27 protein-coding genes are annotated in these 23,864 nt (G+C 74.2%); 9 read left to right on the top strand and 18 right to left on the bottom strand.

Annotated features, from left to right (window positions below):
- Positions 1–178: 178 nt before the first annotated feature.
- From ACTWM8_RS00305 to ACTWM8_RS00295, 3 genes are all read right to left on the bottom strand, one after another.
- Positions 179–805, bottom strand: coding sequence for a TetR/AcrR family transcriptional regulator (locus ACTWM8_RS00305; RefSeq protein ID WP_154940922.1), 627 nt, complete (start codon positions 803–805; stop codon positions 179–181).
- Positions 806–1,031: 226 nt separating this feature from the next.
- Positions 1,032–3,869: a hypothetical protein gene (locus ACTWM8_RS00300; RefSeq protein ID WP_446212030.1), complete on the bottom strand. Its 2,838-nt coding sequence runs from the start codon at positions 3,867–3,869 to the stop codon at positions 1,032–1,034.
- Between the two features lie 7 nt (positions 3,870–3,876).
- On the bottom strand, positions 3,877–5,664 hold the full coding sequence (locus tag ACTWM8_RS00295; protein ID WP_446212029.1) for an HSP90 family protein: 1,788 nt from the start codon (positions 5,662–5,664) through the stop codon (positions 3,877–3,879).
- Positions 5,665–5,777: 113 nt separating this feature from the next.
- Between ACTWM8_RS00295 and ACTWM8_RS00290 the strand changes: the two genes are divergently transcribed.
- Entirely contained in the window at positions 5,778–7,064 is a 1,287-nt protein-coding gene (locus tag ACTWM8_RS00290; protein ID WP_446212028.1) for an MFS transporter, read from the top strand.
- On the opposite strand, the gene ACTWM8_RS00285 is transcribed toward ACTWM8_RS00290, so the two are convergent.
- Positions 6,955–7,524 carry a VanZ family protein gene (locus ACTWM8_RS00285; protein ID WP_446212027.1) on the bottom strand — a complete coding sequence of 190 codons (570 nt, stop codon included), beginning with the start codon at positions 7,522–7,524 and terminating at the stop codon, positions 6,955–6,957. The two genes, ACTWM8_RS00290 and ACTWM8_RS00285, sit on opposite strands and share 110 nt — an antisense overlap.
- A 9-nt stretch (positions 7,525–7,533) precedes the next feature.
- Positions 7,534–8,688 carry an FAD-dependent oxidoreductase gene (locus tag ACTWM8_RS00280; RefSeq protein ID WP_446212026.1) on the bottom strand — a complete coding sequence of 385 codons (1,155 nt, stop codon included), beginning with the start codon at positions 8,686–8,688 and terminating at the stop codon, positions 7,534–7,536.
- Positions 8,689–8,788: 100 nt separating this feature from the next.
- Between ACTWM8_RS00280 and ACTWM8_RS00275 the strand changes: the two genes are divergently transcribed.
- Positions 8,789–9,373, top strand: coding sequence for a TetR/AcrR family transcriptional regulator (locus ACTWM8_RS00275; protein ID WP_446212025.1), 585 nt, complete (start codon positions 8,789–8,791; stop codon positions 9,371–9,373).
- Positions 9,374–9,429: 56 nt separating this feature from the next.
- On the opposite strand, the gene ACTWM8_RS00270 is transcribed toward ACTWM8_RS00275, so the two are convergent.
- The 6 genes from ACTWM8_RS00270 to ACTWM8_RS00245 all read right to left on the bottom strand — a co-directional run bounded on the left by ACTWM8_RS00270 (position 9,430) and on the right by ACTWM8_RS00245 (position 14,045).
- A complete protein-coding gene (locus ACTWM8_RS00270; RefSeq protein ID WP_446212024.1) occupies positions 9,430–10,332 on the bottom strand; it encodes a sulfurtransferase in 903 nt (300 codons plus the stop codon).
- 121 nt (positions 10,333–10,453) lie between these two features.
- Positions 10,454–10,900, bottom strand: coding sequence for an imidazolonepropionase-like domain-containing protein (locus ACTWM8_RS00265; protein ID WP_446212023.1), 447 nt, complete (start codon positions 10,898–10,900; stop codon positions 10,454–10,456).
- Between the two features lie 2 nt (positions 10,901–10,902).
- Positions 10,903–11,670: an SGNH/GDSL hydrolase family protein gene (locus ACTWM8_RS00260; protein WP_446212022.1), complete on the bottom strand. Its 768-nt coding sequence runs from the start codon at positions 11,668–11,670 to the stop codon at positions 10,903–10,905.
- Positions 11,671–11,789: 119 nt separating this feature from the next.
- Positions 11,790–12,251: an HIT family protein gene (locus ACTWM8_RS00255; RefSeq protein WP_446212021.1), complete on the bottom strand. Its 462-nt coding sequence runs from the start codon at positions 12,249–12,251 to the stop codon at positions 11,790–11,792.
- Positions 12,252–12,409: 158 nt separating this feature from the next.
- Complete coding sequence (locus ACTWM8_RS00250; protein ID WP_446212020.1) at positions 12,410–13,543, bottom strand: hypothetical protein; 1,134 nt, start codon at positions 13,541–13,543, stop codon at positions 12,410–12,412.
- A gap of 154 nt (positions 13,544–13,697) precedes the next feature.
- Positions 13,698–14,045, bottom strand: a complete 348-nt coding sequence (locus ACTWM8_RS00245; protein ID WP_446212019.1) for a hypothetical protein — start codon at positions 14,043–14,045, stop codon at positions 13,698–13,700.
- Between the two features lie 280 nt (positions 14,046–14,325).
- Between ACTWM8_RS00245 and ACTWM8_RS00240 the strand changes: the two genes are divergently transcribed.
- Genes ACTWM8_RS00240 through ACTWM8_RS00230 form a run of 3 tightly spaced genes read left to right on the top strand, consistent with a single transcriptional unit; the run spans position 14,326 to position 15,490 of the window.
- Entirely contained in the window at positions 14,326–15,129 is an 804-nt protein-coding gene (locus tag ACTWM8_RS00240) for a helix-turn-helix domain-containing protein (RefSeq protein WP_446212018.1), read from the top strand.
- Positions 15,120–15,302: a DUF397 domain-containing protein gene (locus tag ACTWM8_RS00235; protein WP_446212017.1), complete on the top strand. Its 183-nt coding sequence runs from the start codon at positions 15,120–15,122 to the stop codon at positions 15,300–15,302. Before ACTWM8_RS00240 ends, ACTWM8_RS00235 begins: the two co-directional genes overlap by 10 nt.
- 29 nt (positions 15,303–15,331) lie before the next feature.
- A complete protein-coding gene (locus ACTWM8_RS00230) occupies positions 15,332–15,490 on the top strand; it encodes a FitA-like ribbon-helix-helix domain-containing protein (protein ID WP_446212016.1) in 159 nt (52 codons plus the stop codon).
- Between the two features lies 1 nt (position 15,491).
- Here the strand turns inward: ACTWM8_RS00230 and ACTWM8_RS00225 are convergent, their stop codons facing one another.
- The 3 genes from ACTWM8_RS00225 to ACTWM8_RS00215 all read right to left on the bottom strand — a co-directional run bounded on the left by ACTWM8_RS00225 (position 15,492) and on the right by ACTWM8_RS00215 (position 17,682).
- Entirely contained in the window at positions 15,492–15,803 is a 312-nt protein-coding gene (locus ACTWM8_RS00225; RefSeq protein ID WP_446212015.1) for a hypothetical protein, read from the bottom strand.
- Positions 15,804–15,985: 182 nt separating this feature from the next.
- Complete coding sequence (locus ACTWM8_RS00220) at positions 15,986–17,155, bottom strand: hypothetical protein (protein ID WP_446212014.1); 1,170 nt, start codon at positions 17,153–17,155, stop codon at positions 15,986–15,988.
- On the bottom strand, positions 17,152–17,682 hold the full coding sequence (locus ACTWM8_RS00215; RefSeq protein ID WP_446212013.1) for a SigE family RNA polymerase sigma factor: 531 nt from the start codon (positions 17,680–17,682) through the stop codon (positions 17,152–17,154). The genes ACTWM8_RS00220 and ACTWM8_RS00215 overlap by 4 nt, the downstream gene beginning before the upstream one ends.
- A gap of 155 nt (positions 17,683–17,837) precedes the next feature.
- Between ACTWM8_RS00215 and ACTWM8_RS00210 the strand changes: the two genes are divergently transcribed.
- The 4 genes from ACTWM8_RS00210 (at position 17,838) to ACTWM8_RS00195 (ending at position 21,299) form a co-directional block, all read left to right on the top strand.
- Positions 17,838–19,607, top strand: a complete 1,770-nt coding sequence (locus ACTWM8_RS00210) for a proline--tRNA ligase (RefSeq protein WP_446212012.1) — start codon at positions 17,838–17,840, stop codon at positions 19,605–19,607.
- Positions 19,608–19,665: 58 nt separating this feature from the next.
- Positions 19,666–20,085 carry a CBS domain-containing protein gene (locus ACTWM8_RS00205; RefSeq protein WP_210773569.1) on the top strand — a complete coding sequence of 140 codons (420 nt, stop codon included), beginning with the start codon at positions 19,666–19,668 and terminating at the stop codon, positions 20,083–20,085.
- A 135-nt stretch (positions 20,086–20,220) separates the two neighbouring features.
- Positions 20,221–20,646 carry a SufE family protein gene (locus ACTWM8_RS00200; RefSeq protein ID WP_446212011.1) on the top strand — a complete coding sequence of 142 codons (426 nt, stop codon included), beginning with the start codon at positions 20,221–20,223 and terminating at the stop codon, positions 20,644–20,646.
- Positions 20,647–20,666: 20 nt separating this feature from the next.
- Positions 20,667–21,299: a DsbA family oxidoreductase gene (locus ACTWM8_RS00195; RefSeq protein WP_446214726.1), complete on the top strand. Its 633-nt coding sequence runs from the start codon at positions 20,667–20,669 to the stop codon at positions 21,297–21,299.
- Positions 21,300–21,387: 88 nt separating this feature from the next.
- On the opposite strand, the gene ACTWM8_RS00190 is transcribed toward ACTWM8_RS00195, so the two are convergent.
- From ACTWM8_RS00190 to ACTWM8_RS00175, 4 genes are all read right to left on the bottom strand, one after another.
- Positions 21,388–21,936: a YbaK/EbsC family protein gene (locus ACTWM8_RS00190; protein ID WP_446212010.1), complete on the bottom strand. Its 549-nt coding sequence runs from the start codon at positions 21,934–21,936 to the stop codon at positions 21,388–21,390.
- A 161-nt stretch (positions 21,937–22,097) separates the two neighbouring features.
- Entirely contained in the window at positions 22,098–22,292 is a 195-nt protein-coding gene (locus ACTWM8_RS00185) for a hypothetical protein (protein ID WP_446212009.1), read from the bottom strand.
- A gap of 37 nt (positions 22,293–22,329) precedes the next feature.
- Positions 22,330–23,112: an SDR family oxidoreductase gene (locus tag ACTWM8_RS00180; protein ID WP_446212008.1), complete on the bottom strand. Its 783-nt coding sequence runs from the start codon at positions 23,110–23,112 to the stop codon at positions 22,330–22,332.
- 53 nt (positions 23,113–23,165) lie between these two features.
- The gene (locus ACTWM8_RS00175) at positions 23,166–23,810 is read right to left on the bottom strand and encodes a GAP family protein (protein ID WP_446212007.1); all 645 of its coding nucleotides are present in this window, start codon (positions 23,808–23,810) and stop codon (positions 23,166–23,168) included.
- Between the last annotated feature and the right edge of the window lie 54 nt (positions 23,811–23,864).

Raw genomic sequence — 23,864 nt, 5'->3', positions numbered from 1 at the left:
GGGGTGGGGACGGGTGCCAGGTAACCACGAGCCGCCGGTTACTCACGAGTCGCCCGGCACCCACCGGCGTGATGATCAAGAAGTTTGCGTCGGCTTGAGCCCGATTCCTGACGCAAACTTCTTGATCACCGGAGCGGGCGGGCCGGGCGGGGCCGGCGGGGGCGCGGGGCCCGGGGGGTCAGGCGGGGTCGGTGGGGGCGAGGAGGGCGGCGAGGGTGGCGGCGCGGAGCAGTTCGGCGCGGCGGCGGCGGTCGACCTCGCCGCCGAGGAACGGCGTGGAGTTCATCAGGCCGAACGCGGCGTGGGCCAGCACCCGCGCCTCGCCGTCGGGCAGCCCCGGGTGCAGCGCGGTCAGCACGGTCACCCACTCCTCGACGTAGAGCCGCTGGAGTCGGCGGATCTTGCGACGTGGCTCGTCGGGGAGCCGGTCCAGCTCGTGCAGGTGCAGCGCGATCACCGCCGGGTTGGCCAGCGCGAAGTCGACGTGGAAGTCGATCAGCGACTCCAGCGCGCCGCGCGGGTCGTCCGGGTGGCCGGCCGCCCGGTCCCGGCCGCCGGCGAGCAGCCCTTCGCTGACCGGGATCAGCGCGGCGACCAGCATCGCCTCCTTGCCGGCGAAGTGGTGGTACAGCGCCGGCCCGGTCACGCCCGCGGCGGCGCCGATGTCGTCCATCGACACGCCGTGGTAGCCGCGCGCGGCGAAGAGGCCCACCGCGATCTCCAGGATCTCGTCCCGACGGGACCGGCGTCGGCCCGCGCCCGTCGCGCCGTTCGCCCCGCCCCGCGCCTGCTGCTCCACCGCCACCGGGCAAGCCTAGACCGCGCGCCGGCCGTGGTGGAGGCTCGGTTACCCGTCGGTCGGTTCACCGCCCCGCCGCCGGCCCACCGCGCGCTCCCCGGCCGGCCACCCTGTCCGAGTCGGCACGGCCGGACCGGGCCGGGTCAGCCTGGCCGGACCGGGCCGGGTCAGCCTGGCCGGACCGGCCGGGACGGGGCAGCGCCGACACCGCCGCCCGGGACGGCGGCCGCCGTCAGTTCTCCTCGATCCCGTGGTCGGCCCGCAGCTTCGCCGCCTCGGTCGACCGGCCCAGCTCGTCCAGGGCCCGGGCGAGCAGCCAGGCCGCCTGGCTGGCCGGCCGCGAGCCGGGCGGCAGCCCGCCCAGCACCTCGCGGAGCAGGCGCTCCGCGTCGGCCGGCCGGTCACCGCGCAGCAGCAGGTCACCGGTGAGCAGTTCGACCTGGGCCGCCTCGCCGAACGCCTCGATCGACCGCAGCCGGCCGGCCACGCCGTCCAGCCGGTCCAGCGCCGCGACCGTGCGGCCCTCGGCGGTCAGCACCCGGGCCACCGCCTCGGCCGCGAGGGCCCGCTCGTACGTCACCACGGGCGGCTCCTCCGGCAGCCCGGTGAGCGCCGCCGCGGCCTCGTCCACCACGTCGACGAGCGCCGCGGCGGCCGGCAGGTCACCGGACCAGAAGAGCGCCAGCAGCTGCCGCCGCCGGGCCCGCAGCTCGTCCAGCGGCAGCTCCGCCAGCCGGTACGCCGACGCCGACGCGGCGAACCGCTGCGCGGCCAGCGCGTCCCGGTCGGCGTCGTAGAGGATGCCGCCGGCCTCCTCCAGCACCTGCGCCCGGTGCGGGAGGTTGTCCGGGCTGTCCAGGTTCTCCGCGAGCTGTTCCAGCAGGGCGAGCGCAGGGTCGATCTCGCCCAGGCCCTCGTAGACGCCGGCCAGCAGGTGCCGGCACCGGTCCGCCTCGGCCTGGGCGCCGAGCCGGTCCAGCCCGAGCACCGCCTCCTCGGCCACCTCGGCGGCCTCGCTCAGCCGGCCGGCCACCCGGTAGGCGTTGGCCAGCTCCCACCGCAGGAAGGCGTCGCCCTCGGCACCCTGCTCCACGCAGAGGGTCACCGCTTCGGCCAGGTCGTCCACCGCGTCGGCGGCCCGGTCGGCGGCGAGCAGCGCCCGGCCCCGGGCCACCCGGACCGCCAGCCGGGCGTCCGCCGGGGCCACCCGCAGCGCCTCGTCGCAGGCGGCGACGGCCTCGGCCGGGTCGTCGGCCCAGCGGGCGTACGCCAGGCAGGCGGCGACCAGCATGCCGGCCGAACCCACCTCGCGGCTGAGTTGGCGGGCCCGCTCGGCCGCCTCGCCCATCTCCTCGCCCCGGTCCAACTCCTCAAGGACGTGCGCGCGGTGCAACGCCACCCGGGCTGCCAGCCACGGGTCGACGTCCGCCTCGGCGGCGGCCCGGTCGATCTCGTCCAGCGCGTCGGCCCAGCGCTGCCGGTGCACGTACGCCAGGGCCAGCCGGTCGTGCGCCGCGGCCCGTTCCCGCTGGTCGCCGTGCCGGTCGAGCTGCTCCGCCGACCCGCGGGCCAGCGCCAGCCCCTCCTCGGCGCCCTCGTCGGTCATGCAGAGCAGCGCGCCGAGGCGCCCGGCCACCACCTGTGCGCGCACCGGGTCGGGCACCGCCCGCCAGGCGGCCAGCGCCACTCGGTTGGCCTCGATGGAGGCCGCCGGGTCACCGTCGTCGTTCAGCTCGCCCGCGCGCAGCTCCAGCCGGCGCGCCACGGTGGCCGCCGGCAGCTCGGCGCCGCCGAACCGCTCGTCGTACGCCTTGAGGACGGTGGCGCAGTCGTCGGTGCGGTGGGTGCGCCAGCACTCGTCGGCGAGGGCGAGCAGTTCCTCGGCGCTCGCCCCGGCCGGCACCCGCACCGGCTCCACCCCGGCCACGTCGGCCGGCGCCGGCTCCGGGGTGCGGGTCGGGCGGCGACGCAGGCTGGCCGAGAGCGGCAGGTGCTCCCCGACGGGCTGCACGGCGAGCCGCCGGGCGACCACCTCCGACTGGTACGCCGTGCCGTTGCGCGCGTCGAACCGGGCGGCCAGCGCGGTCGCCGCGTCGGTCAGCTCGGCGGCGAGGGTGCCCACCGGCACCTCCCCGGCCGGCCGGTCGCCGAACGCCCGGCGGTGCACGGTCAGCTCACCCGGCACCTGCCGCAGCGCCGCCGCGGCGGTGGCGGCGAAGTGCATGGCCGCGGCCGGGGTGGGCGCCCGGTCCAGCCAGTCCAGGTGCCGCTCGACAAGTTCCAGGGCGCGGGCGTCGTTCCCGGTCAGGGTGCAGAACTCGACGTGGTCGGCGATCTCCCACAGGTCGGAGAGGTTCGACCGCAGCCGCCGGTACGCCTCCCGGTGCGCGTCCCGCGCGGGCTCCGACCGGCCGGTACGCAGGTACGCCGGCAGCAGCGCGGTGAGGATCGCCTGCGGCTGCTCGGTGCAGCTGAGCCGGCCGGCGAGCACCGGCTCGGCCAGGGCCACCGCCTCGTCGTGCCGGCCCACCTCACACAGGTGGTGCACCTGGGTGGTCGGGTCGCAGCCGGCGCAGTCGGAGAGGGCGTCCCGGGGGGTGGTCATCCACCGGCGGTACCAGTCGGCCGCCTCGTCGTGCGCCCCGAGGTGCGACGCCACCAGGTAGCGGTGCTTGTACACGGCCTGCAGCGAGTGCCCGGTGTCCCGGTAGCGCCGCTCCATGTCGTCCAGCACCGCGTAGGTGCGGTCCAGCGGCAGCTCGGGGAACTTCAGCATGGCGCTGACCATGTACTTGAAGTGCCAGAGCAGCTGGTGGGCGAAGCGCTGGTGGTAGGGCTGCGGGTCCCGGTCGAACTCGGCGAGGCACCAGGAGAAGGTCACGAAGGACTTCGCCGGCTCGCCGCCGTAGACGTACGCGGTGGTGGCCTGCATCCGGGCGGCGAAGGCGAGGTGCCGGTCGTCACCCGCGTCGGCCCGCCGGATCAGCTGTTCCAGCGCGGCGGTCTGCCCCGCCCCGTACGGCATGTTGTGGGCCTCGTGCAGCAGCCGCCACAGGTCGTCGTCGCTCACGGTCGGTTCACTCCCGTCCCGGTACGGCCCGGCCGAGCAGGCCGAGGAAGGAACTGTTCAGCAGGGCGGCGTCGGCCGCGCGGATGGGGTGGTGCCCGAGCAGCAGCGCCTGCCCGTAAAGCGCCTCGACGGCGAGCCCGACCAGCTCCGGGTCGGTCAGCGTGGTGACCCGGCGGACCAGCGGGTTGCGGTGGTTGAGCACCAGTTGCGGGCGGTCCGGCGGGGCGGAGGCGGCCAGCGCGTCCAGCACACCGCCCCACAGCTCGTCGGCCTTCTCCCGGCTGGCGGCGAGCTGGTCGTTGAACGCCGCCGAGCGGCTGACCAGGTAGAGCGCCGGCAGCGAGACCGGGTCGTACGCCCGGACCACCACCTCGCAGCCGAGCCGTTCCAGGGCCCGCTGGGCGCCGGTCAGGAACGGCCGCAGGGCCAGCTCGACGTGCGGTTCGAGCGCCTCGAAGCGGGTGGTCAGGTCGCTCGGCTCCAGCCGTTCGATCAGCACCGACCGGTCCACCGCGGGCAGCCGCTCGATCAGCTCGGTGTCGTACGTGTAGCCGCCGTTGACCACGGCCAGGTCCTGCGCCGCCGCGACGGCGGCGAGCTGGCGGAACTCGTCGAGGCTGGCGGCGTACCGGAGCAGGCCGTGGCGCTGCCGGAACTCGGCGAGGGTGAGCGTGCCGACGTTGGTCTCCATCGGCCACCACTGGTCGACCAGGCTCAGCATCTCGTCGTCGTGCAGGGCGAGCGCCTTGACCCCCAGGTGGTGCACCTGGAGGAACTCGGCGAGCCGGCGCGGGTCGTGCTTGGCCAGCCGGACCAGCCAGCCGCGCACCTGGTCGCCGAGGGCGTCCCGGGTGCCGGTGAGCAGGGTGTCCTCGTAGAGCGCCTCGCGGCTGGCGGTGGGCCGCAGCTCGCTGGCATCCACCACACAGTGGGCGAAGAAGGCCCAGTCCGGCAGCAGCCCGTCGGCGTGCTCGGTGAGCAGCATCCGCTTGAGGTAGACCCGGTGCCCGGCCCGCGCCGCCGGGTTCACCGGGGTGGGCAGGATGAAGGCCACCCCGGTCAGCCCGGCCTCCGGCACCGCCAGCGGCACCACGTCGAACGGGACGAAGCCGAGGGTCTCCTGGGCGTACCGGACCAGGGCCGCCCGGTCCAGCGGCGCGCCGGGGGCGGTCGGCCAGGGCGGCGGTCCGGCGGTGGTCGGCGTGTCGCCGACCCGCACGTCGACCGGCAGCAGGCTGCCGTAGAGCCGGGCCAGCTCGGTCACCGTCGGCACGCCGAACCACTGATCGGCGTCGCGGCGGGGCACCAGCGTGACCGTGGTGCCCGGCTCCGGCCGGGCCTGCTCGGGCGGGGCGAGCCGGACGGCGTACCGGCCGTCGGACCAGCCCGTCCAGAGCACGGTCGGCTGGTCGGCGTGCCGGGTGACCACCCGGATCTCGTCGGCGACCAGGAAGCAGGAGAGCAGGCCGATGCCGAACTGGCCGAGGAACTCGTGCCGGGAGAAGCCCAGCTCGTCGCGCTTGGAGCTGCGACCGATGGTGGCCAGCAGCTCGTGCACCTGCGCCTCGGTGAGGCCGACGCCGGTGTCGTGCACCCGCAGGGTGCCGTCGCCGGTCAGCTCCGGCGGCTCGATCCGTGCCCGGGCGGGGGCGTCCGGTTCGGTGGCGCGGCGGGCGGTGATCGCGTCGACGGCGTTCTGGAGCAGTTCCCGGACGTACACCCGGGGACTGCCGTAGAGGTGATGGCTGAGCAGGTCGACCACGCCACGGAGGTCGACCTGGAAGGTGCGGTCCACACGCTCTCCCCGGTCGGATTCGGCGCTCACCGTACCGGTGATCACCGACACTGTCCGACCCCTTTCCGGTCCCCTTGACCCTCGACCCGGTCGAGAGGGCAGGGTCCGTCGGCATGACCGCCACCCCACTCGGCCGGGACTACCGGATGCTCTGGTCCGCCGCCGTCTCCTCCCGGTTCGGCGACGCCCTGCGTACGCCGGCGCTGGCCCTGCTGGCCGCGGCGCTGACCCGCGATCCCCGGGCGGTGGCCGTGGTGACCGTCGCCGGGCAGCTCCCGCCGCTGCTGCTCGGCCTGCTCGGCGGCGTGTACGCCGACCGCTGGGACCGCCGCCGGACGATGGCGCTGGTGGACGCCCTGCGGGCGGCCGTGGTCGCGGCGCTGGCCGCCACGGTGGCGGTGGACCGGGCCGGTGTGCCGGCGCTGGTGGCGACGGCGTTCCTGCTGGCCGCGCTCGGCGTGCTCTTCGACGCCGCCTCGTTCGCGCTGCTTCCCGCGCTGGTGCCGGCGCCGGCCCTGCCCGCCGCCAACGGCCGCCTCCAGGCCGGCACCGCGCTGGCCGGCGGCCTGCTCGGCGCTCCGCTGGCCGGTGTGCTCTTCGCGGTCTCGCCGAGCGTCCCGCTCACCGTGGACGCGGCCACCTTCGCCCTCGCCGCCCTGCTCACCCTCGCCCTGTCCCGGTCCGCCGCCGGCCCGGACGGGCGCGCGGGCCGCCACGAGCGCGGGTCCGCGGGGCGCTCGGTGTGGCGGGAGGCCGCGGACGGGGTGCGGTGGCTGCGGGGTGAGCCGACGATGTGGCGGATCGCCCTGCTCAGCGCGGGGACGAACCTGGCGATCAGCGCGCTGATGGCGGTGCTGGTCCTCTACGCGCTGGACGTGCTGCGGGTGCCGCCGGCCGGGTACGGGCTGTTCATGGCAGCGGTCGTGCTCGGCGGGCTGGCCGGGGCGCTCGGGGCGGGGCGGCTGGCCGCCCGGCTCGGCACCACCCCCGCGCTGCGCGCGGTACTCCTCACGCAGACCGTCGCCCTGGCCGGGTTCGCGCTGGTCCGGCACCCGGTGCCGGCCGGGCTCGCGCTGGCCGTCTTCGCGGGTGGGAGCACGGTGTGGAACAGCCTGTGGGCGGCGTACGGGCAGGGTCGGGTGCCGGCCGCGCTGCTCGGTCGGGTGGGTGCCACCCAGCGGATGGCCGCACTGCTCACCGCGCCGGTCGGCGCGACACTCGCCGGGCTGGCCGGGGCGGCGTACGGGGTAGGCCCGGTGGTCGGGGCGGCAGCGGTGGTCTTCGCGCTGGTCACGCTCGCGGCGTGGCGGGCACTGCGGCCGGGCGCGCCGGCACCGGACGACGCCCCGCCCACCACCGCCGGGACAGCAGCCCGGCCAGGGCCGCTCCGGTCGCGTTGAGCAGCACGTCGTCGACGGAGGTGACCCGGCCGAGGTCGAGCGCGTACTGGGCGGACTCGACCAGCGCGGAGGCGGCGGCACCGAGCAGGAAGAGCCGGCCGACGCCGGCGAGGGCGGCGGAGCGCACCGGGGCGAGGAAGCCCAGCGCGGCGAAGACCAGCAGGTTGCCGACCACCTGGACCACGACGGTGGCCGGTGGGCCGGCCGCGACGAGATCGACCAGGTCACGCAGCGGCACCAGCTTGACCTCGCCGGGCGCGGCGCGCGGCGTGAGGATCATCCACACCCAGGGCAGCGTCCCGGCGACCATCCCCACCTCGACGGCGCTGCGCCGCCACGCCTCCCGGCGGGTCGGCGCGGCGCGGGCCCGGGCCAGCAGCGCGACGAGCAGCACCGGCACCGGCACCGCGACCAGCGTGGCGACCAGCACGTCGCCCCACTCCCGCCACACCTGCCCCATCGGGGCAGCCTAGCCGGGGCGCTGGGCCAGTCCGGAGAGGCGCAGCGCCAGCCGCCGACGGACGGTCGGCGCGCCGGCGACGGCGCGGAGCAGCAGGTCGCGCAGGGGGCGGGCGGCTGGCGGAACGGTGGCGAGCCGGGTCAGCCGGTCGGCGAAGCCGGCCACCTCCTCGGCCAGCGGTCGGCGCGCGGCCGAGTAGTCGTCGAGCAGGGTGTCGGGTCCCCCGGCGAACACGTCGGCGAGGGTGTCGCCGAGGGCTACCGCGTCGCAGATGCCGAGGTTCATCCCCTGCCCGCCGGCCGGGCTGTGCACGTGCGCGGCATCGCCGGCCAGCAGCACCGGGCCGGCGCGGTAGGTCTCGGCGACCCGGTGGTGGATCCGGAACCGGGAACTCCAGATCACGTCGGTGACCCGGTCCGGCCGCCGGGCCGGCCCACGCTCGTCGAGCAGCGCCTGGAAGTATGCGGCGTCCCGCGTGCGCGGGGCCTGGGCGACCGAGGCGACCACCCGGACCACCCCGTCCGGCAGCGGCGCCCAGACCAGCGGCCCCGGCCGGGCCAGGAAGAGCGCGATCTCGTCGCGGGGCAGCACGCTGCGCACCCGCACGTCGGCGAGGACGAACGACTCGCCGCGGCCGTCCGGTCCGCCGAAGCCGATCCCGGCCAGCTCACGCACGGTGCTGTGCATGCCGTCCGCGCCGATCACCCACCGGGCGCGGACGCGGCCGCCGTCGGCGAACCCGACCACCGCGCCGGCGTCGTCGCGGTCCAGGCTGCTCACCTCGTACGGCCGGTGGACCCGGCCGCCGAGCGCGGTGAGCCGGTCGGTCAGCACGGCCTCGGTGACCGCCTGGGAGACCAGCAGCGCGTACGGGTAGCGGCTCGGCAGGTCGCCGAAGCCGACGTTGAACAGCACCCGGTCGCGGTCGCGGACGGTGAACCGGCGCGACGCCGCGCCCCGGGCCACCAGCGGCGCGGCGGCGCCGATCCGGTCCAGCACCTCCAGGGTGTACGCGTGCACGACGGCGGCCCGGGAGGTGACCGGCGGTTGCGTGGCGCGGTCGACCACGGTCACGTCGACCCCCCGCCGGGCGAGGGTGGCGGCGACGGTCAGGCCGGTCGGCCCGGCCCCCACCACCAGGACGTCGGTGCGCTCGGGCAACATGGCCCACCTCCTGTGCCAACAAGTGTTTGCCAACGTTTGTGGGCAAGGTTAGGTTGGGTCGGAACCTTGTGTCAACGCTTGTTGGCATAGAGTCGGGGGCATGACCGCCGCGACCCCCGCCCGCCGCTCGGACGCCACCCGCGCCGCGATCCTGCGCGCCGCCCGGGAACGGTTCGCCGCCGACGGGTACGAGCGCGCCACCATCCGCGCCATCGCCGCCGACGCCCGGATCGACCCGTCGATGGTGATGCGCTACTACGGCAACAAGGAGGGACTCTTCGCGGCGGCGGCCGAGTTCGACCTGCGGCTGCCGGAGCTGGCCGACGTGCCGACCGGGCAGCTCGGCGAGGTGCTGGTCCGGCATTTCCTGGACCGTTGGGAGGGCGACGAGACGCTCGCCGCCCTGCTCCGGGCGGCCAGCACCAACCCGGGTGCCGCCGAGCGGATGCGCGGCCTCTTCGCCGACCAGCTCGGCGCGGTCGTGGCCCGGTTCGGCACCGACCCGGCGACCACCGCCCGCCGCGCGGGCCTGGTGGCCAGCCAGATCCTCGGCCTGGCGTTCACCCGCTACATCGTCGGCCTGCCGCCCATGGTGGACGCGGCACCGGCCGAGCTGGTCGCCTGGGTCGGCCCCACGCTCCAGCGCTACCTGACCGGGGCGGCCCCGGACGGGCGTACCCCGTGACGACGACGGCCGTGGTCACCCAGCGGTGACCACGGCCGTCGGTGCGGCGGAAGGAATCAGCCGGCGATGCCGCCCGGCTGGTCGCCCTTGGCGACGGGCGCCCGGACCAGGTTGCCCCACTCGGTCCACGAGCCGTCGTAGTTGCGCACCTGCGGGTAGCCGAGCAGGTGCCGCAGCACGAACCAGGTGTGGCTGGACCGCTCACCGATCCGGCAGTACGCCACCACGTCGTCCGACGGGCTCAGCCCGAGCTGGTCGGCGTAGATGGCGCGCAGCTCGTCCGCGGACTTGAAGGTGCCGTCGTCGTTCGCGGCCGACTTCCACGGCTTGCTGACCGCGCCCGGGATGTGCCCGCCGCGCAGCGCGCCCTCCTGCGGGTAGTCCGGCATGTGCAGCATCTCGCCGGTGTACTCACCGGGCGACCGGACGTCCACCAGCGGCCGGCCGGCCGCCACGTGCGCCATGACCTGCTCCCGGTACGCCCGGATCGGCGTGTCGTCGCGCTGCGGCACCGGGTACTCGGCGCGGGGACGGGTCACCTTCTCCCGGGTCAGCTCCCGCCCCTCCGCGATCCACTTCTGCCGGCCGCCGTCGAGCAGCCGTACGTCGGCGTGGCCGAAGAGCGAGAAGACCCAGAGCGCGTACGCGGCCCACCAGTTGAAGTTGTCGCCGTAGAAGACCACCGTGTCGCCCCGGCCGATGCCCTTGGCGGCGCACAGCTCGGCGAAGCTCTTCGCGTCGAGGTAGTCCCGGGTCACCTGGTCGTTCAGTTCCGTGTGCCAGTCGACCTTGACGGCGCCCGGGAGGTGACCGGTGTCGTAGAGCAGCACGTCCTCGTCGGACTCCACCACGACGAGGCCCTCGTCGCCCAGGTGCTCGGCCAGCCACTCGGTGGTGACCAGGCGCTGCGGATCGGCGTACGACTGGAGGCGGGGATTCGGATCGCTCGGCACAGGCATGATCCCCAAGGTACGCCGGATCGCGGCGCGGCGGCCCGCCATCGGAAATCGGGTGCGGCGGATGTGACCGCCGGCACGCGACCACTGAGGATCGACGCGCACCCGGCGGACCGGCCGGCCCTCAGGCGCGGCGGTGCATCAGCCGCCCGGCGACCACGGTGGCCAGGCAGCGGCCGTCGTCGGCGAAGACGGCCAGGTCGGCGCGGCCGCCCGGCACCAGTGCCGGCGGGCGTACCCGGTCGAGCACCACGACGTCGTTGCGGACGGCAGCGGCCCGCAGCTCCGGCTCGGTGACGTGCGCGGCGAGCACCGCGGCGACGCCGAGCCGGAACAGCGCGTGCACCCGCTCGCGCGGGCTCGGTGCCGGCGGCAGGGGCCCGTCGTGCACCAGCGCCGGCCCGAGGCTGCCGGCCCACCGCCGCACCCGCACCTGCGGGTACGCCTCCGTTAGCTCGTCCAGCGGCGCGACCGCCTCGATCCGGTTACCGGTGACGAGCACCGCGTGGCCGGCGACCGGCTCGTCGTCCGGCGTCGACCGCAGCAGCGTGGCGGCGTGGATGGTCCGCACGGTCAGTCGCTGACCGGCCCGAGCAGCGGGCGCTTGGCGGTGACGGTGTCGCCCGAGGACCGCCCGGTGAGCCGCCGCTTGATCCACGGGGCCAGGTGCTGGCCGGCCCAGCGCAGGTCGGCGGCGCGGGCGGCCAGCCAGGGCGTGGGAGCCGGCCGCTCGGGGACCAGCAGCCACTCCTCGTCGCAGCCCACCCCGAGCGCGGTCAGCACCTGGGCGGCGACCCGCCGGTGCCCGGCGGCCGACAGGTGCAGCCGGTCGGTGCTCCACAGCATCGGGTTGAGGAAGGTGTCGTCGGCGTACAGGTCGACCATGATCGCGCCGTGCCGCTCGGCAGTCTCGCCGACCGCCCGGTTGAGCAGCTCCACCCGGGGTGCGACCAGGCGCTGGCCGGGCAGCCGCGCCATGACGTCGGCGAACCGGAACAGGATCACGTCGGCGCCGCCGGAGCGGAGCTGCCGCACCACGTCGTCGAAGCGGGTGACCAGGGTGTCCGGGTCGAAGGTACGGCGCAGCACGTCGTTGCCGCCGGCCGCGAAGCTGATCAGATCCGGCTTCATCGCCAGCGCGGCGGGCACCTGCTCGGCCACCACGCTGGGGAAGAGGCGGCCCCGGATCGCCAGGTTGGCGTACCCGAAGTCCGGCCCGGCCTCGGCGGCCAGTCGGGTTGCCACCAGGTCGGCCCACCCGCGGTAGGTGCCGTCCGGGTACGCGTCGTCCATGCCCTCGGTGAAGCTGTCCCCCACCGCGACGAAGCTGCGCCAGCGCACGCCGCCTCCCTCACGTTCTTCGTTGCCTGCGGCGACCAGTCTGTCACCGGGTCGGTTCCCGGCGCTGCCACCCGTCCGGCGAACGTGGCGGAGGTCATCGATCCGGTGCGACCGGGCCGCTACCCGGTCAGGTACCGGGTGATGGCGGCTCGCAGCTCGTCGTGCTGCTCGCTCAGCGCCGAGGCCGGGTCTCGCCACTTCCACGCCGGGTACAGCCAGACCGGCTTGCCGACGATCTCCGGCGGCTCCCACTCGTACCTCGGCCAGACATGAGCGTGCAGGTAAGGGTCCGTGTTGCCGAGGATCTCCAGGTTCACCCGCCGAAAGGCCGGGTCGGCCTCGGCGCAGGCCCGCTCGACCGCCTCGCCCAGCCGGTCCATGCTTTCCAGATAGGCGAGCCGCTTCGCCCTGGGCAGGTCGGTGAGCCGCTGCACGGCCGGGTCGTCCGCGAGCAGCACGCAGTAGCCCGGGAGCCACTGCACGTCTCCGATCACGGCGAATCCGCCGGGAAGCCGGGCCAGGACGGTGGGGTTCTCTCCGCGCAGCGCCGAACCGATCCGGTCGAATCGCCAATCGATCATGATCAGATGGTGCCTCATCCGCCGCCGACGTGGTGATCGCCGGCTTGGCTGCCGACCGGGGACATCCTCGGAGTCCGCGTGCCGCCGCCCGCGCCCCGGCACGACGACGGCGGGCCACCCCCCGTTGGTGTGGCCCGCCGTTCGTTCGGGTGCCGGGATCAGCCGAGCAGGCGACCCCACGGGGTGCCGGCAGGCGTCGGCAGGCTGCCCAGCACCCGGCCGTTGGCGGCGTACCGGACGAGGCGGTAGGCGGGGGCGTCGTCGCCGAGGGTGGCGGTGTTGACCTGGGCGACCAGCGTGCCGTCCGGGAGGAAGCGGACCTGCTCGGTCAGGCCGTGGCCGGTCGCCTTCCGCCAGGCCGGGTCGAGCGGGGCCAGCTCGGTGGCGGCACCGGTGCCGAGGTCGACCCGGTAGTTGCGGATCCGCCAGGTGCACCCACACTCACCCGCGTTCGGCACGTGGGTGCTGATCACGGCGTGCCGGGCGTCCAGGGAGAAGCCGGCCAGCCCGTGGATCTTCAAGTCGGTCGGGATGCGGGGCGTCACCGTGCGGAACGTGCCGCTGGCGTCACCGACGCGCAGCGACCGGTCCTGGACGAAGCCGACCATGCTGTGTCCGGCCACCGGGCAGATCTGCTGGTGGGTGGCGATCACGTGGCGCGCGCCCCCGTCGGCCCGAATCTCGATCACGGTCCAGTCGCCCCGCCGGCCCTCGGCGTACACGACGCTGAGGTTGTCAGACCAGTGCGGCGCGCAGTCGAGGTCGCCTGCGAGCGGAACGGTGGCGACCGGGCCGCCCTCGAACCGGCTGATCATCAGCCGGTTCGGCTTCGCCGCCAGCCAGGCCGCCCGCCGGCCGTCCGGGGAGGCCGCGACCCCGCGCTCGGAGATCCGGTCGCCGGGCCGCCCCTCCCGGACGACCTCCCACCGGCCATCCGTGGTGCTGCGCCAGATCCGGGCCGGCGCCTCAGCCGCGCCGTACACCTGGTCGGCGGACCAGGTGAGCTGCGGCCAGCTCAGCTTGCGGGCGGCGGCCGGCGGGGCGGCCGGGCGGGCGGCGGACACGGCGGACGCCTGCGCGACCGAGCCCCCGACACCGCCACCGTCCGTCGTGGTCGGCGTGTCCGTGACGGTCACCACCGGGGCGGCGTCGGCCGAGCCGGTCGGCGCGGCGCAGCCGGCGGCGGCGACCGGGAGCAGCACCAGGGCGGCGGCGCCCATCAGCGCACGGGGGCGCGGGGCCCGCCGCAGCGCCGAGGTGAAGACGGTACGGGGGGTGAGGATGCTGTTCATGGGGGTGGCCTCCGGTGCGCCGAACTCGCTCTGACGCCACCCAAGACGCATCCCTTGTGGATCTCAGTTGCCGCTGGTGATCGCTTTATTTGACAGACTTTTCCGGCCCCGGACGGCAACCATCCGGGCACCTGCGAGCATCGGGCGGCGCAGCTCACCGGTCGTCGTCCGGAGGCTCGACCATCGGCCGCCGGTACGGCCCCCACGCGACGAACCGGGCGAACAGCTCCCGTGGAGTGGGCCCGTCGTGCGGGTTCAGCCGGAACAGGTCGTGGGTGGCCTCGTGATAGAGCCCGGAGAGGTAGATGGCCAGCTCGACCGGCTGATCGGCGTACTCGATCTTGAGCAGCAGCCGGGCCTCGGCGCAGGGCCACGGCAGGCCGCAGCCCCGGCACACCCAGAGCGGGCGGATCGGCAGGTGCGGTGGGCGGCCCGGCGGATACGCGCGAGGCCGATCGGCGTGCGGGCCGAGGCGGGGTACCGGGAGCTGGCTGAAGATCATGGGCTGCTCCCGTTCGCCCGCCGCCGCGCGGCCCGGCACCGCAACCAGCGGAACGGTTGGCGCATCTGGACCTCCTTCGGACGTGGGGCGGGGCCGCCCCTGCACGGGGGGTCACGGGCGGCCCCGGAGCGGGCCGGACGGAAGGCGACCCGCTACGTGACAGTCTGGTGAGGACGCCACTACCGTCGGAAGGCATCGACGCCGGCCGGGGCGAGGCCCGGTCAGCTCTTCCGGCCGCGGGGACGGGCCGTGGAGACGCCGAGGGAATCGTGGAGGAACTGTGGAACGCGAGCCGACGGCCGAGCTGATCCGGGCACAACTGCGCCGGCTGCGGCTGAACGCCGAGCTGAGTCAGGAGGAGTTCGGGAAGCTCGTCCACTTCTCGGGTTCCCAGGTCTCCGCGGTCGAGCTGGGCCAGCGCCCGCTCGACCGGTTCTTCCTCAAGCGGGCGGACGAGGTGTTGGGCACGGGTGGGCTGCTGACGTCGCTGCTCAAGCTCGCGGAGCGGGACGGGCAGCCGAGCTGGTTCCGGCCGTGGCTGGAGGCGGAGCGCCAGGCCCAGCAGTTGAGGTGCTACCAGCCCACGCTGATTCCGGGGCTGTTGCAGACAGAGAACTACGCACGAGCCGTAATCCGCGCCAATGGCACGCTCACCGATGACGAGGTCGACAAGCGAGTGGCCGTCCGGATCGATCGGCAGTCCATCTTCCTCCGGCCGACCCCGCCCGAATTCGTAGCGGTGATCGAAGAGGTCGTCCTTCGTCGGGTTGGCGAGGACTTTCGAGGAATCATGGCGGAGCAGATCACCTGCCTGGTCGATCGAGCAGGTCTGCCGAACATCAGCGTGCATCTCATCCCGACCGAAGTCAGCATGCACGTCGGGCTGACCGGGCCGTTCACTCTCGCGCGCGGCGTGGACGGCGGGTGGATCGGACACCTCGAGAACCACCTGGGTGGCGTTGTCATCGACAAGGATGACGACATGGCTATCCTGCTGTCGCGGTGGGAAGGCGTACGGAACGAGGCTCTGTCTCGCCGACAGTCCATCGAGCTGATGAAGGAAGTGGTGACGTCATGGACCTGACCGGCGCTACCTGGCGTAAGTCCACCCGCAGCGGCCAGGGCGAGTGCATCGAGGTGGCCGACAACCTGCCCGGCGTCGTCGGCGTCCGCGACAGCAAGGACCCGGCCGGCCCGGTGCTCACCTTCGCCCCGCAGACCTGGCGCGCGTTCGTCGCCTTCGCCAAGCAGCGCTGATCCGGCACGGACACGCTCAGGCTGACCGCATGGTCACACTCGAGATCCGTGACGTGCCGCGAGAGGTGCGGGACGCGCTGGCCGCCCAGGCCGAGGCCCAGGGTCAGTCGTTCCAGGCGTACCTGCTGGAGCTCTTGGAGACACGAGCCCGGCATGGCACCGATGGCGGTTCTCCACCCACCCGCTGACCTACTGGCCGAAGGTGAACCGCAGGTTCGCATTGATGAGCTGGTTGAGTCGCTTGCGCATGTGCCCCAGCAGCGCCGGGTCCGGCAGCGGTTCAGCCAGGTACAGGGTCCAGCGCAGATCCGTCCCGCCTGAGCCGTCGGGCGGGAGGTCGAACCGTACCCTCGCGTCCGGCCGTTTCCGCCAGATCGAGGACCAGACGACGAGGTGCGGTGCCTCGGTGCTCAGCAACCGCGGCCGATCCTCGTCATCGAGCAGCAGCAACCAGGGGCGGGCCGGATCGCGATTCGGCTCCGTCAGCGCCTCGAAGATCACGTGAGGCGGTGCGGGCTGGTTCCGCTTGCGAGAGCCACCTTCGAGCACGCCCAAGGCTAAGTGGTCATCTCCAGGTCGCCGAAGTGGCGGCGTCGACCACGCCGGGATACCGCCAGATCGGAGAAACGGCGAGCAGGCGGGCCGCCCCCGGGAGGACGGCCCGCCTTGTCGTACCCGATGGGTCAGTCGACGGCGGCGATGATCTGCATCGACGCCAGGCTGCTCGGCTCGGCCTTCTCGGCGACCTTCTTCCCGGCCTTGTCGATCAGGACCAGGGTGTACCGGCCGCCGCTGCGCACCCGGGCCACCAGCGAGCCGTCCGCCTGGAAGTAGGCCTGCCGGAGTTCGCGGCCGCCGAGCGGCAGGGTCACCACACTGCCCGTCCGGGTGTCGAGCACGGCGTTGACCAACAGATCGCGGGCGGCGTCGCCATAGGTGCCGTCGCGGTCGATGCGGAACAGCGCGATCCGCCGCCCGTCCGGGGAAATGCTGGCGACGTCGAAGCAGACGTACCGGCTGCCCTTGCTGCCGAGGCCCGGGATGGTGCGCCGCCCGGCGCCGGTGCGGTCGGTGACCACGACGGTGCCGTTCGAGCCGTCGGCGAAGGCCACCGTGCCGTAGGCGGCCCAGACCGGGTGGCAGCCGTCGAAACCGGCCACCTCGGTGAAGGCGCCCGACGAGACATCCAGCAAGCCAACCTTGCTGAAGCTTCCGTCCGCCGCGCCCAGTCGCACGGTGAGCTGCCGGGAGTTCGGCGACCAGGTGGGCGACCAGCACATGTTGTCGACCAGGTCGCGGAGCTTGCGCTTGCCGGAGCCGTCGAGGGCGGAGGTCCAGAGCGCGCCGCTCTCCTCGACCCAGGCCACCCGGCGGCCGTCCGGCGAGACGGCGGCGTTGTTCCGCGCCGGGCCGGCCGGCAGGGCGAGCCGTCGGACGGGGGTGCCACCCGGCGTCCACGAGTAGAGGTGGGCGGTGGCGGCCTCGCCCGTGTTGACCGGACCGTAGTGGAGCCGGCCGAAGGTGGCGCTGGTGGCGGGCTGGCTGCTGGTCGACGTGGCAGGTGGGGCGATCGACGGGCTGCCGGAGGGCGACGGGGTCGGGGACGGGGTGGGCGACGGGCTGGCGGTGACCGACGGCGTGGTGCCGGGGACCGGGTCGGCGCCCCGGTTCGGCAGGATCGCGAACGCGGTGCCGGTGGCCGCGCCGAACAGCACCACCGCCGCGGCCGAGGTCGCGATCGCGCGCTGGATGCCGATCCGGCGGGACGTCCGCAGGGCGCGGTCCCGCAGGTCGACCGGGGTGACCTCCTCGGCCAGGTCGGCGAGGTCGAGCCGGAGACGCTGGTCGTTCATCGGGCGCTTCCTTCCAGGACGTACAGCTCGGCGAGCTCGGGTGCGACGGTGCGCAACTTGGTCAGCGCCTTGGAGGTCTGGCTCTTGACGGTGCCGACGGTGACGCCGAGCATCTCGGCGGCCTCGGCCTCGGTGCGGTCCTCGAAGAAGCGCAGCACCAGCACGGCCCGCTGCTTCGGGGAGAGCTTTGCCAGGGCCGCCCGCAGGGTCAGCCGCAGGGTGGTCTGGTGGGCGTGGTCGGGGCCCGAGTCGCCTCCGCGTGGTTCGGGCAGCTCGCCCGTCATCGACTCGGGCACCCGCCGGCGTCGCCACCAGGAGACCTGCAGGTGATACATGATCTTGCGGGTGTACGCCTCGGCGTTGCCGCTGTCGTGCAGCCGGCCCCACGACCGGTGGGTACGGGCCAGTGCCGACTGGACGAGATCCTCGGCGAGGTGCTGGTCACCGGTCAGCAGGTAAGCCGAGCGCAGCAGCGCCGGCGTCCGGGTACGGACGAACGAGTCGAACTCACTCAGGAGAGGGTCCACACGAGCCGATCCTTGGGGTAGTCGTTGATGCCTTTCCAGACGCCACCCCGGGATCGCCGGGTTGCCGTCCGGGCAGCCGATGTGCGCGACAAGTTTTCGCACCGACCCGCGTAATGGCGTCGCCGGCCCCGCCGCGCCGGTCGTACGCTGCGCGAATGCTGCTACGTACGTCGACCCTGTTGCTGCGGACCCTGCGCGAGGACCCGGCGGACGCGGAGGTGCCGAGCCACCGGCTCCTGCTGCGCGCCGGTTACATCCGTCGCGCCGCGCCGGGCGGGTACACCTGGCTGCCGCTGGGCAAGCTCGTCCTGGACCGGGTCACCGAGATCGTCCGGTCGGAGATGACCGCCGTCGGCGACCAGGAGGTGCACTTCCCGGCGCTGCTGCCGGCGGAGCCCTACCGGACCAGCGGCCGGTGGACGGAGTACGGCGACGACATCTTCACCCTGGCCGACCGCAAGGGCGCCGAGCACCTGCTCGCCCCGACGCACGAGGAGATGGCCACGCTGCTGGTGAAGGACCTCTTCACCTCGTACCGGGACTTCCCGGTGACGCTGTTCCAGATCCAGACGAAGTTCCGCGACGAGGCCCGGCCCCGGGCCGGCCTGCTGCGCGGGCGCGAGTTCCTGATGAAGGACGCCTACTCGTTCGACCTCGACGAGGCCGGCCTCCAGGAGTCGTACGAGCGGCACCGGGCGGCGTACCGGCGGGTCTTCGACCGGCTGGGGCTCGACTACACGGTGGTGCACGCGATGTCCGGGGCGATGGGCGGCTCGGCGTCGGAGGAGTTCCTGGCCGCGACGCCGGTCGGCGAGGACACCTTCGTCGGCTGCACGGAGTGCGACTACGCGGCGAACACCGAGGCGGTGACCACCCCCGCCCCGGCCGCCACGGACCCGGACGCGCAGCGGGCCAGCGAGGTGCACGACACCCCGGAGACACCCACCATCGCCTCGCTGGTCGAGTTGGCGAACACCCGCCGGCTGGCCGAGCGGGACGACTGGACCGCCGCCGACACCCTGAAGAACGTCCTGCTGAGCGTGCGCCGGCCGGGCGCGGAGTCGTCCGACCTGCTGGTCATCGGGCTGCCCGGCGACCGGGAGGTGGACCTGAAGCGGGTCGAGGCGGCCCTCGCCCCGGCCGCCGTGGCCGTCTTCGACGACTGGGCCGCGCACCCCGAACTGGTCCGCGGCTACATCGGACCGCAGATCATGGCCAAGCTCGGCGTCCGCTACCTGGTCGACCCGCGGGTGGTCACCGGTACCGCCTGGCTGACCGGCGCCAACGAGCCGGGCCGGCACGCCACCAACGTGGTCGCCGGCCGCGACTTCACCCCGGACGGCACCATCGAGGCGGCCGAGGTGCGCCCCGGCGACCCCTGCCCGGCCTGCAGCACCGGTGAGCTGACCATGCGCCGGGGCATCGAGATCGGGCACATCTTCCAGCTCGGCCGCCGCTACACCGACGCCTTCGCGCTCGACGTGCTGGGCTCGGCCGGCAAGCCGGTCCGGCCGACCATGGGCTGCTACGGCATCGGGGTCTCCCGGGCGGTGGCCGCGATCGCCGAACAGCACCACGACGAGCGGGGACTCCGCTGGCCGGCGGCGATCGCGCCGGTCGACGTACACCTGATCGCCGCCGGGAAGGGGCCGCAGCTCGACGCGGCGCTCGACCTCGGCGGGCGGCTGTCCGCCGCCGGCCTGCGGGTGCTGGTCGACGACCGGGTGAACGTCTCCGCCGGGGTGAAGTTCACCGACGCGGAGCTGATCGGCATCCCGCGCGCCGTCGTGGTCGGCCGCCGGCTCGCCGACGGGTACGTCGAGCTGCGCGACCGGGCCGGCGGCGAGCGGGTGGAGCTGCCGGTGGACGGGCTGGTCGAGCGGCTGGTCGACGAGGTGGGCCGCGCACTCGGCAACCGGGTGTAGCGGGCGCGCCACGGGGTACCGCTGCGGGATCGACCAAGGGTGTGTTTCGGAGGCTCTCATGTACCGGGTCAGTGACGTGATGACGAAGCAGGTGGTCTACCTGTCGGCGGAGACCACCCTGGACGAGGCGGCCAGGGTGATGAAGGAGGCGGACATCGGCGACGTGGTGGTCACCGACGGCGCCACCCTCGCCGGCGTGCTGACCGACCGCGACATCGTGGTGCGGGCGGTGGCCGAGCGCAGCGATCCGTCGGCCACCACCATCGGCTCGATCACCACCCGGGAGGTGGTGATGATCGAGCAGCACTCCACCGCCTCGGAGGCGGCGTCGCTGATGCGCGAGCGCAACATCCGGCGGGTGCTGGTCTGCGACAACGAGCGCAAGCTGGTGGGCATCGTCTCCCTGGGCGACCTGGCCATGCAGCTCGACCCGACCTCGGCGCTGGCCGACATCAGCGAGGCGGCGCCGAACGCCTGACCCCGTCGTCCCGGTGCCCCTCGCCCCCGTGAGCGTGGCGGTGCCGGGTCGACGGCGCCGGGCCGCGATCTTCGTCACCGGGAGCCGGTCCGCCGACCGCCGAGCTGTCCGGGCGGGCGGCGGTAGCCTGGCGGGATGCCCGAGATGCCGACGAAGCTGGCCGAGATCGTCGAGGAGTTCGCCGCCGCACCCCGCGACGTGGTGCTGGAGATGCTGCTCGAATACGCCGACGTCATCCCGCCCCTGCCGCCGGGCGTCGACCGGGACGGCATGGAGCAGGTGCCCGAGTGCCAGACCTCGTTCTTCCTCCGCGCCGAGGTCAACCCGGACCGGACGGTGAGCACGATCTTCGACTGCCCGCCGGAGGCCCCGACCACCCGCGCCTTCGCCGGCATCCTCGCCGAGGGCCTGGACGGGGCGAGCCCGGAGCAGGTGCTGGCCGTGCCGGACGACCTCTACCAGCGGATGGGCCTGGCCCAGGCGATCAGCCCGCTGCGGGTGCGCGGCGGCACCGCCATCCTGGCCCGGCTCAAGCGCCAGGTCCGGGAACAAGCGGGCTGAGCTGGGTGTTCTCCCCCGTTATGGAGATCGAGATCTACGCCGACGTGGTCTGCCCCTGGTGCTGGATCGGCAAGCGCCGGCTGGAGCAGGCGTTGGCGTCGTACGGCGGTGACGTGACCGTCCGCTACCGCCCCTTCCAGCTCGACCCCACGCCGGTGACCGAGCCGAAGCCGCTGGTCGAGGCGATGGCCGCGAAGTTCGGTGGCCGGGAGCGGGCGGAGGCGATGTTCGCCCAGGTCACCCAGGTCGCGGCCGGGGTGGGGCTGGACATGCGCTTCGACCGTGCGGTGCAGGCCAACACCTTCGAGGCGCACCGGCTGATCCGGTACGCCACCGAGCGCGGCCTGGCCGACGAGATGGTCGAGGCCCTCTACGCGGCGCACTTCACCGACGGGGTGGACCTCGGCTCGCGGGACGCGTTGGTCGAGCTGGCCGGCAAGGTCGGCCTGGACGAGACCCAGGTTCGCGACCACCTCGACTCCCCGGTCGGGCGCCGCGAGGTGGCCGCCGACCTGACCGCCGCCCAGCAGCTCGGGGTGAGCAGCGTGCCCACCTTCGTGCTGGCCGGCAAGTACGCGGTCACCGGCGCGCAGGAGCCGGAGACGCTGCTGGCGGCGCTGTCCGAGGTGGAGCGCCGCGAGTCGGGCGCCTGACCGGCCATCGATCTCCGTGATGTTTCACGTGCAACCACATCGACGGACGCGACCAGCTGGCCTCACCCTTGAGCCCGAGGCGGCGGAGCTAGGCCGGTCGGGCCAGCCCTTCGACCACCCGGGCGCCGGGCAGTGCACCGAGCGCCGGGCCGGGCAGCGCGATCTTGCTGTGCCGGACACCGGATCCGATGATCACATGTGGGGTCGCGATCACTCGGGAGTCGACCAGGATCGGCCAGCTCTCCGGCAGGCCGATCGGGGTGATCCCGCCGTACTCCATGCCGGTCAGCTCGACCGCGTCGGCCATCGGGGCGAAGCTCGCCTTGCGCACGTCGAGCGCCCGCCGGACCACCCCGTTGACGTCCGCCCGGGTGGTGGCGAGCACGACGCAGGCGGCGTAGCGGATCTCCCCCTCCCGCTTGCCGGCGACCACGACGCAGTTCGCCGACACGTCCAGCCCCACCTCGTACGCCGCGCAGAAGGCGGCGGTGTCGGCGAGCGTCGCGTCGATCGGGGCGACCAGCACGTCGTCGACGTCCACCGGAGCCTCGAGTGGCCACTGCGCCAACGCGGCGGCGACCGGCGACGCCAGCAGGTCGAGTCGGGTGCGGGCAGGTTCGGTCTTCAACGTCCCCATCACGGTTGCGATCCTCGCACCCGCCGCACCGATCCGCCCGTCGGCACCCGCCCGCCGACCTGGTTGATCCACTCCGTTTGCGGCGTGTCGCGGTGTCCCACGCTGCCGAAGCCGCGACACGCCGCGAACGGAGTGGATCACACCGGCCGGAACCGGCGGGCTCAGCTACCGCTGAGGAAGGCGTTCTCGCGCATGAAGGCGCGGTCGTCGACGGAGGCCGACTGGGCGACCCGCAGCACCTGCGGCCGGCGGGCCTCCAGGTCCTCCATGCCGTGCCGGACGGCGAGCCGGATCACGCCGTAGAGGAAGACGAACCCGAAGACGTAGAGGATGACGCTGGCGATGACGGTGAACATGGCGTCACCGTAAGGCGAACGTGAACGGGATGGGGTTTCATCTCCGCCCGGTTCCCCCGTACGTGTCAGCCAGGTGATCCGCCCAGGTCCGCCGGCCCGTCGGGGTGGCGGTGGTGGTGAGCCCGCCCGCGCGCAGCGTGCTGCCCAGCCGGCCGGGAATCCGCACCGGCAGCAACGGCCGGCGCGAGCCCCGGGCCGCCCGCCAGGCGCGCACCGCCTCGTCGAAGCGGAGCACCTGCGGACCGCCGTACTCCTCGATGCCGCCCAACGGGCCGGCGGTGAGCCGTTCGCTGAGCCGGCCGGCGACCTCGTGCTGGTTGACGGGCTGGGCGAGCACTGCCGGGTCGCCGATCACCGGGCCGAGCCGACTCGCCGTGCGCAGCAGCGCGTCGAGGAACGGCGGGAACTGGGTGGCCCGCAGCACCGTCCAGGGCACCGGACCGGCGGCCACCACCCGCTCGGCCGCCAGCTTGTGCCGGTAGTAGGCGTAGGGCACCCGGTCGACGCCGACGATCGAGACGTACACCAGGTGGGCGACGCCGGCCGCCCCGGCGGCGAGGGCCAGGTCGCGGGTGCCCAGCACGTCCACCCGGTGGGTACGCCGGCTGTTCGGCAGCGACGCCAGGTGCAGCACCGCGTCCACCCCGTCCACCGCCTCGGCCAGCCCGACCCCGGTCTCCACGTCGGCGACCACCCACTCCGCCGCCGGGTCGTGCCGGGGCCGCCGGCTCATCGCCCGCACGTCGAACCCGTCCGCCCGCAGCCGGGGCAGCACCGCCCGCCCGAGCGTGCCACCGGCACCGGTGACCAGCACCTTCATTCCCGACTCCTTCCGGTCGACAGCTCGACGAGGCTGGCGGGCCGATCGTGACGTCACCTGACCAGGTCGGCCCCGGTCATCAGGATGAAGAACGCGACGACGATCTCGCTGACGATCCAGGAGTGGTGGTCGGCCCAGTCCCGCATCCTCGGCAGCGCGCGCTCGGCCCGCCGACCGAGCAGCAGCAGCGCCAGCAACGGCAGGGCGAGCAGCAGCAGGGTGAGCAACACGAACGGCACCAGGTGCCACCACGGCAGGTCGTACCGGACGACGTTCGCCCCCACGGTGGCCATGGTGAGGTCGTCGACGGGCATCACCACCATGATCAGCAGGCCGAGCCGGAACGCGGACCCGGGACCCGCGTGCTGCAGCCGGCTCATCCAGGCCGGCTGACCTCTCAAGTGCCGGCGCAGGAACACCACCACGGCCAGCGCCACGAGCAGCGCCAGCACCACCTGGCCGACGGCGGTCCTGATCTGCTCGCGGGGCCCCGCCCCGACGTCCTCGGCGAGGCCGGTCACGCGCCGGGTGACCAGCCAGGCGGTCGTCGTACCGACGACCACCACGACCGCCGCGCCGGCCAGGAAGCCCAGCGAGGCCTCACGCGGCCGGTCGCCGGAGGCGAGGAAGACCGCCGCGACCAGTTGCGTGCCGGCCACCATGACCACGGCCAACGGCAGGACGGTCAGGAAGCTCATCGCCTTCCCATCCTCCCGGCCCACCCCGCCGGCCAGGGCCGATTCGCCGCATCA

Source organism: Micromonospora sp. IBSANI012 (genome assembly GCF_052814045.1).
Note: the sequence above shows the minus strand (reverse complement) of the source record. Positions and strands in the feature narration are given on the sequence as shown.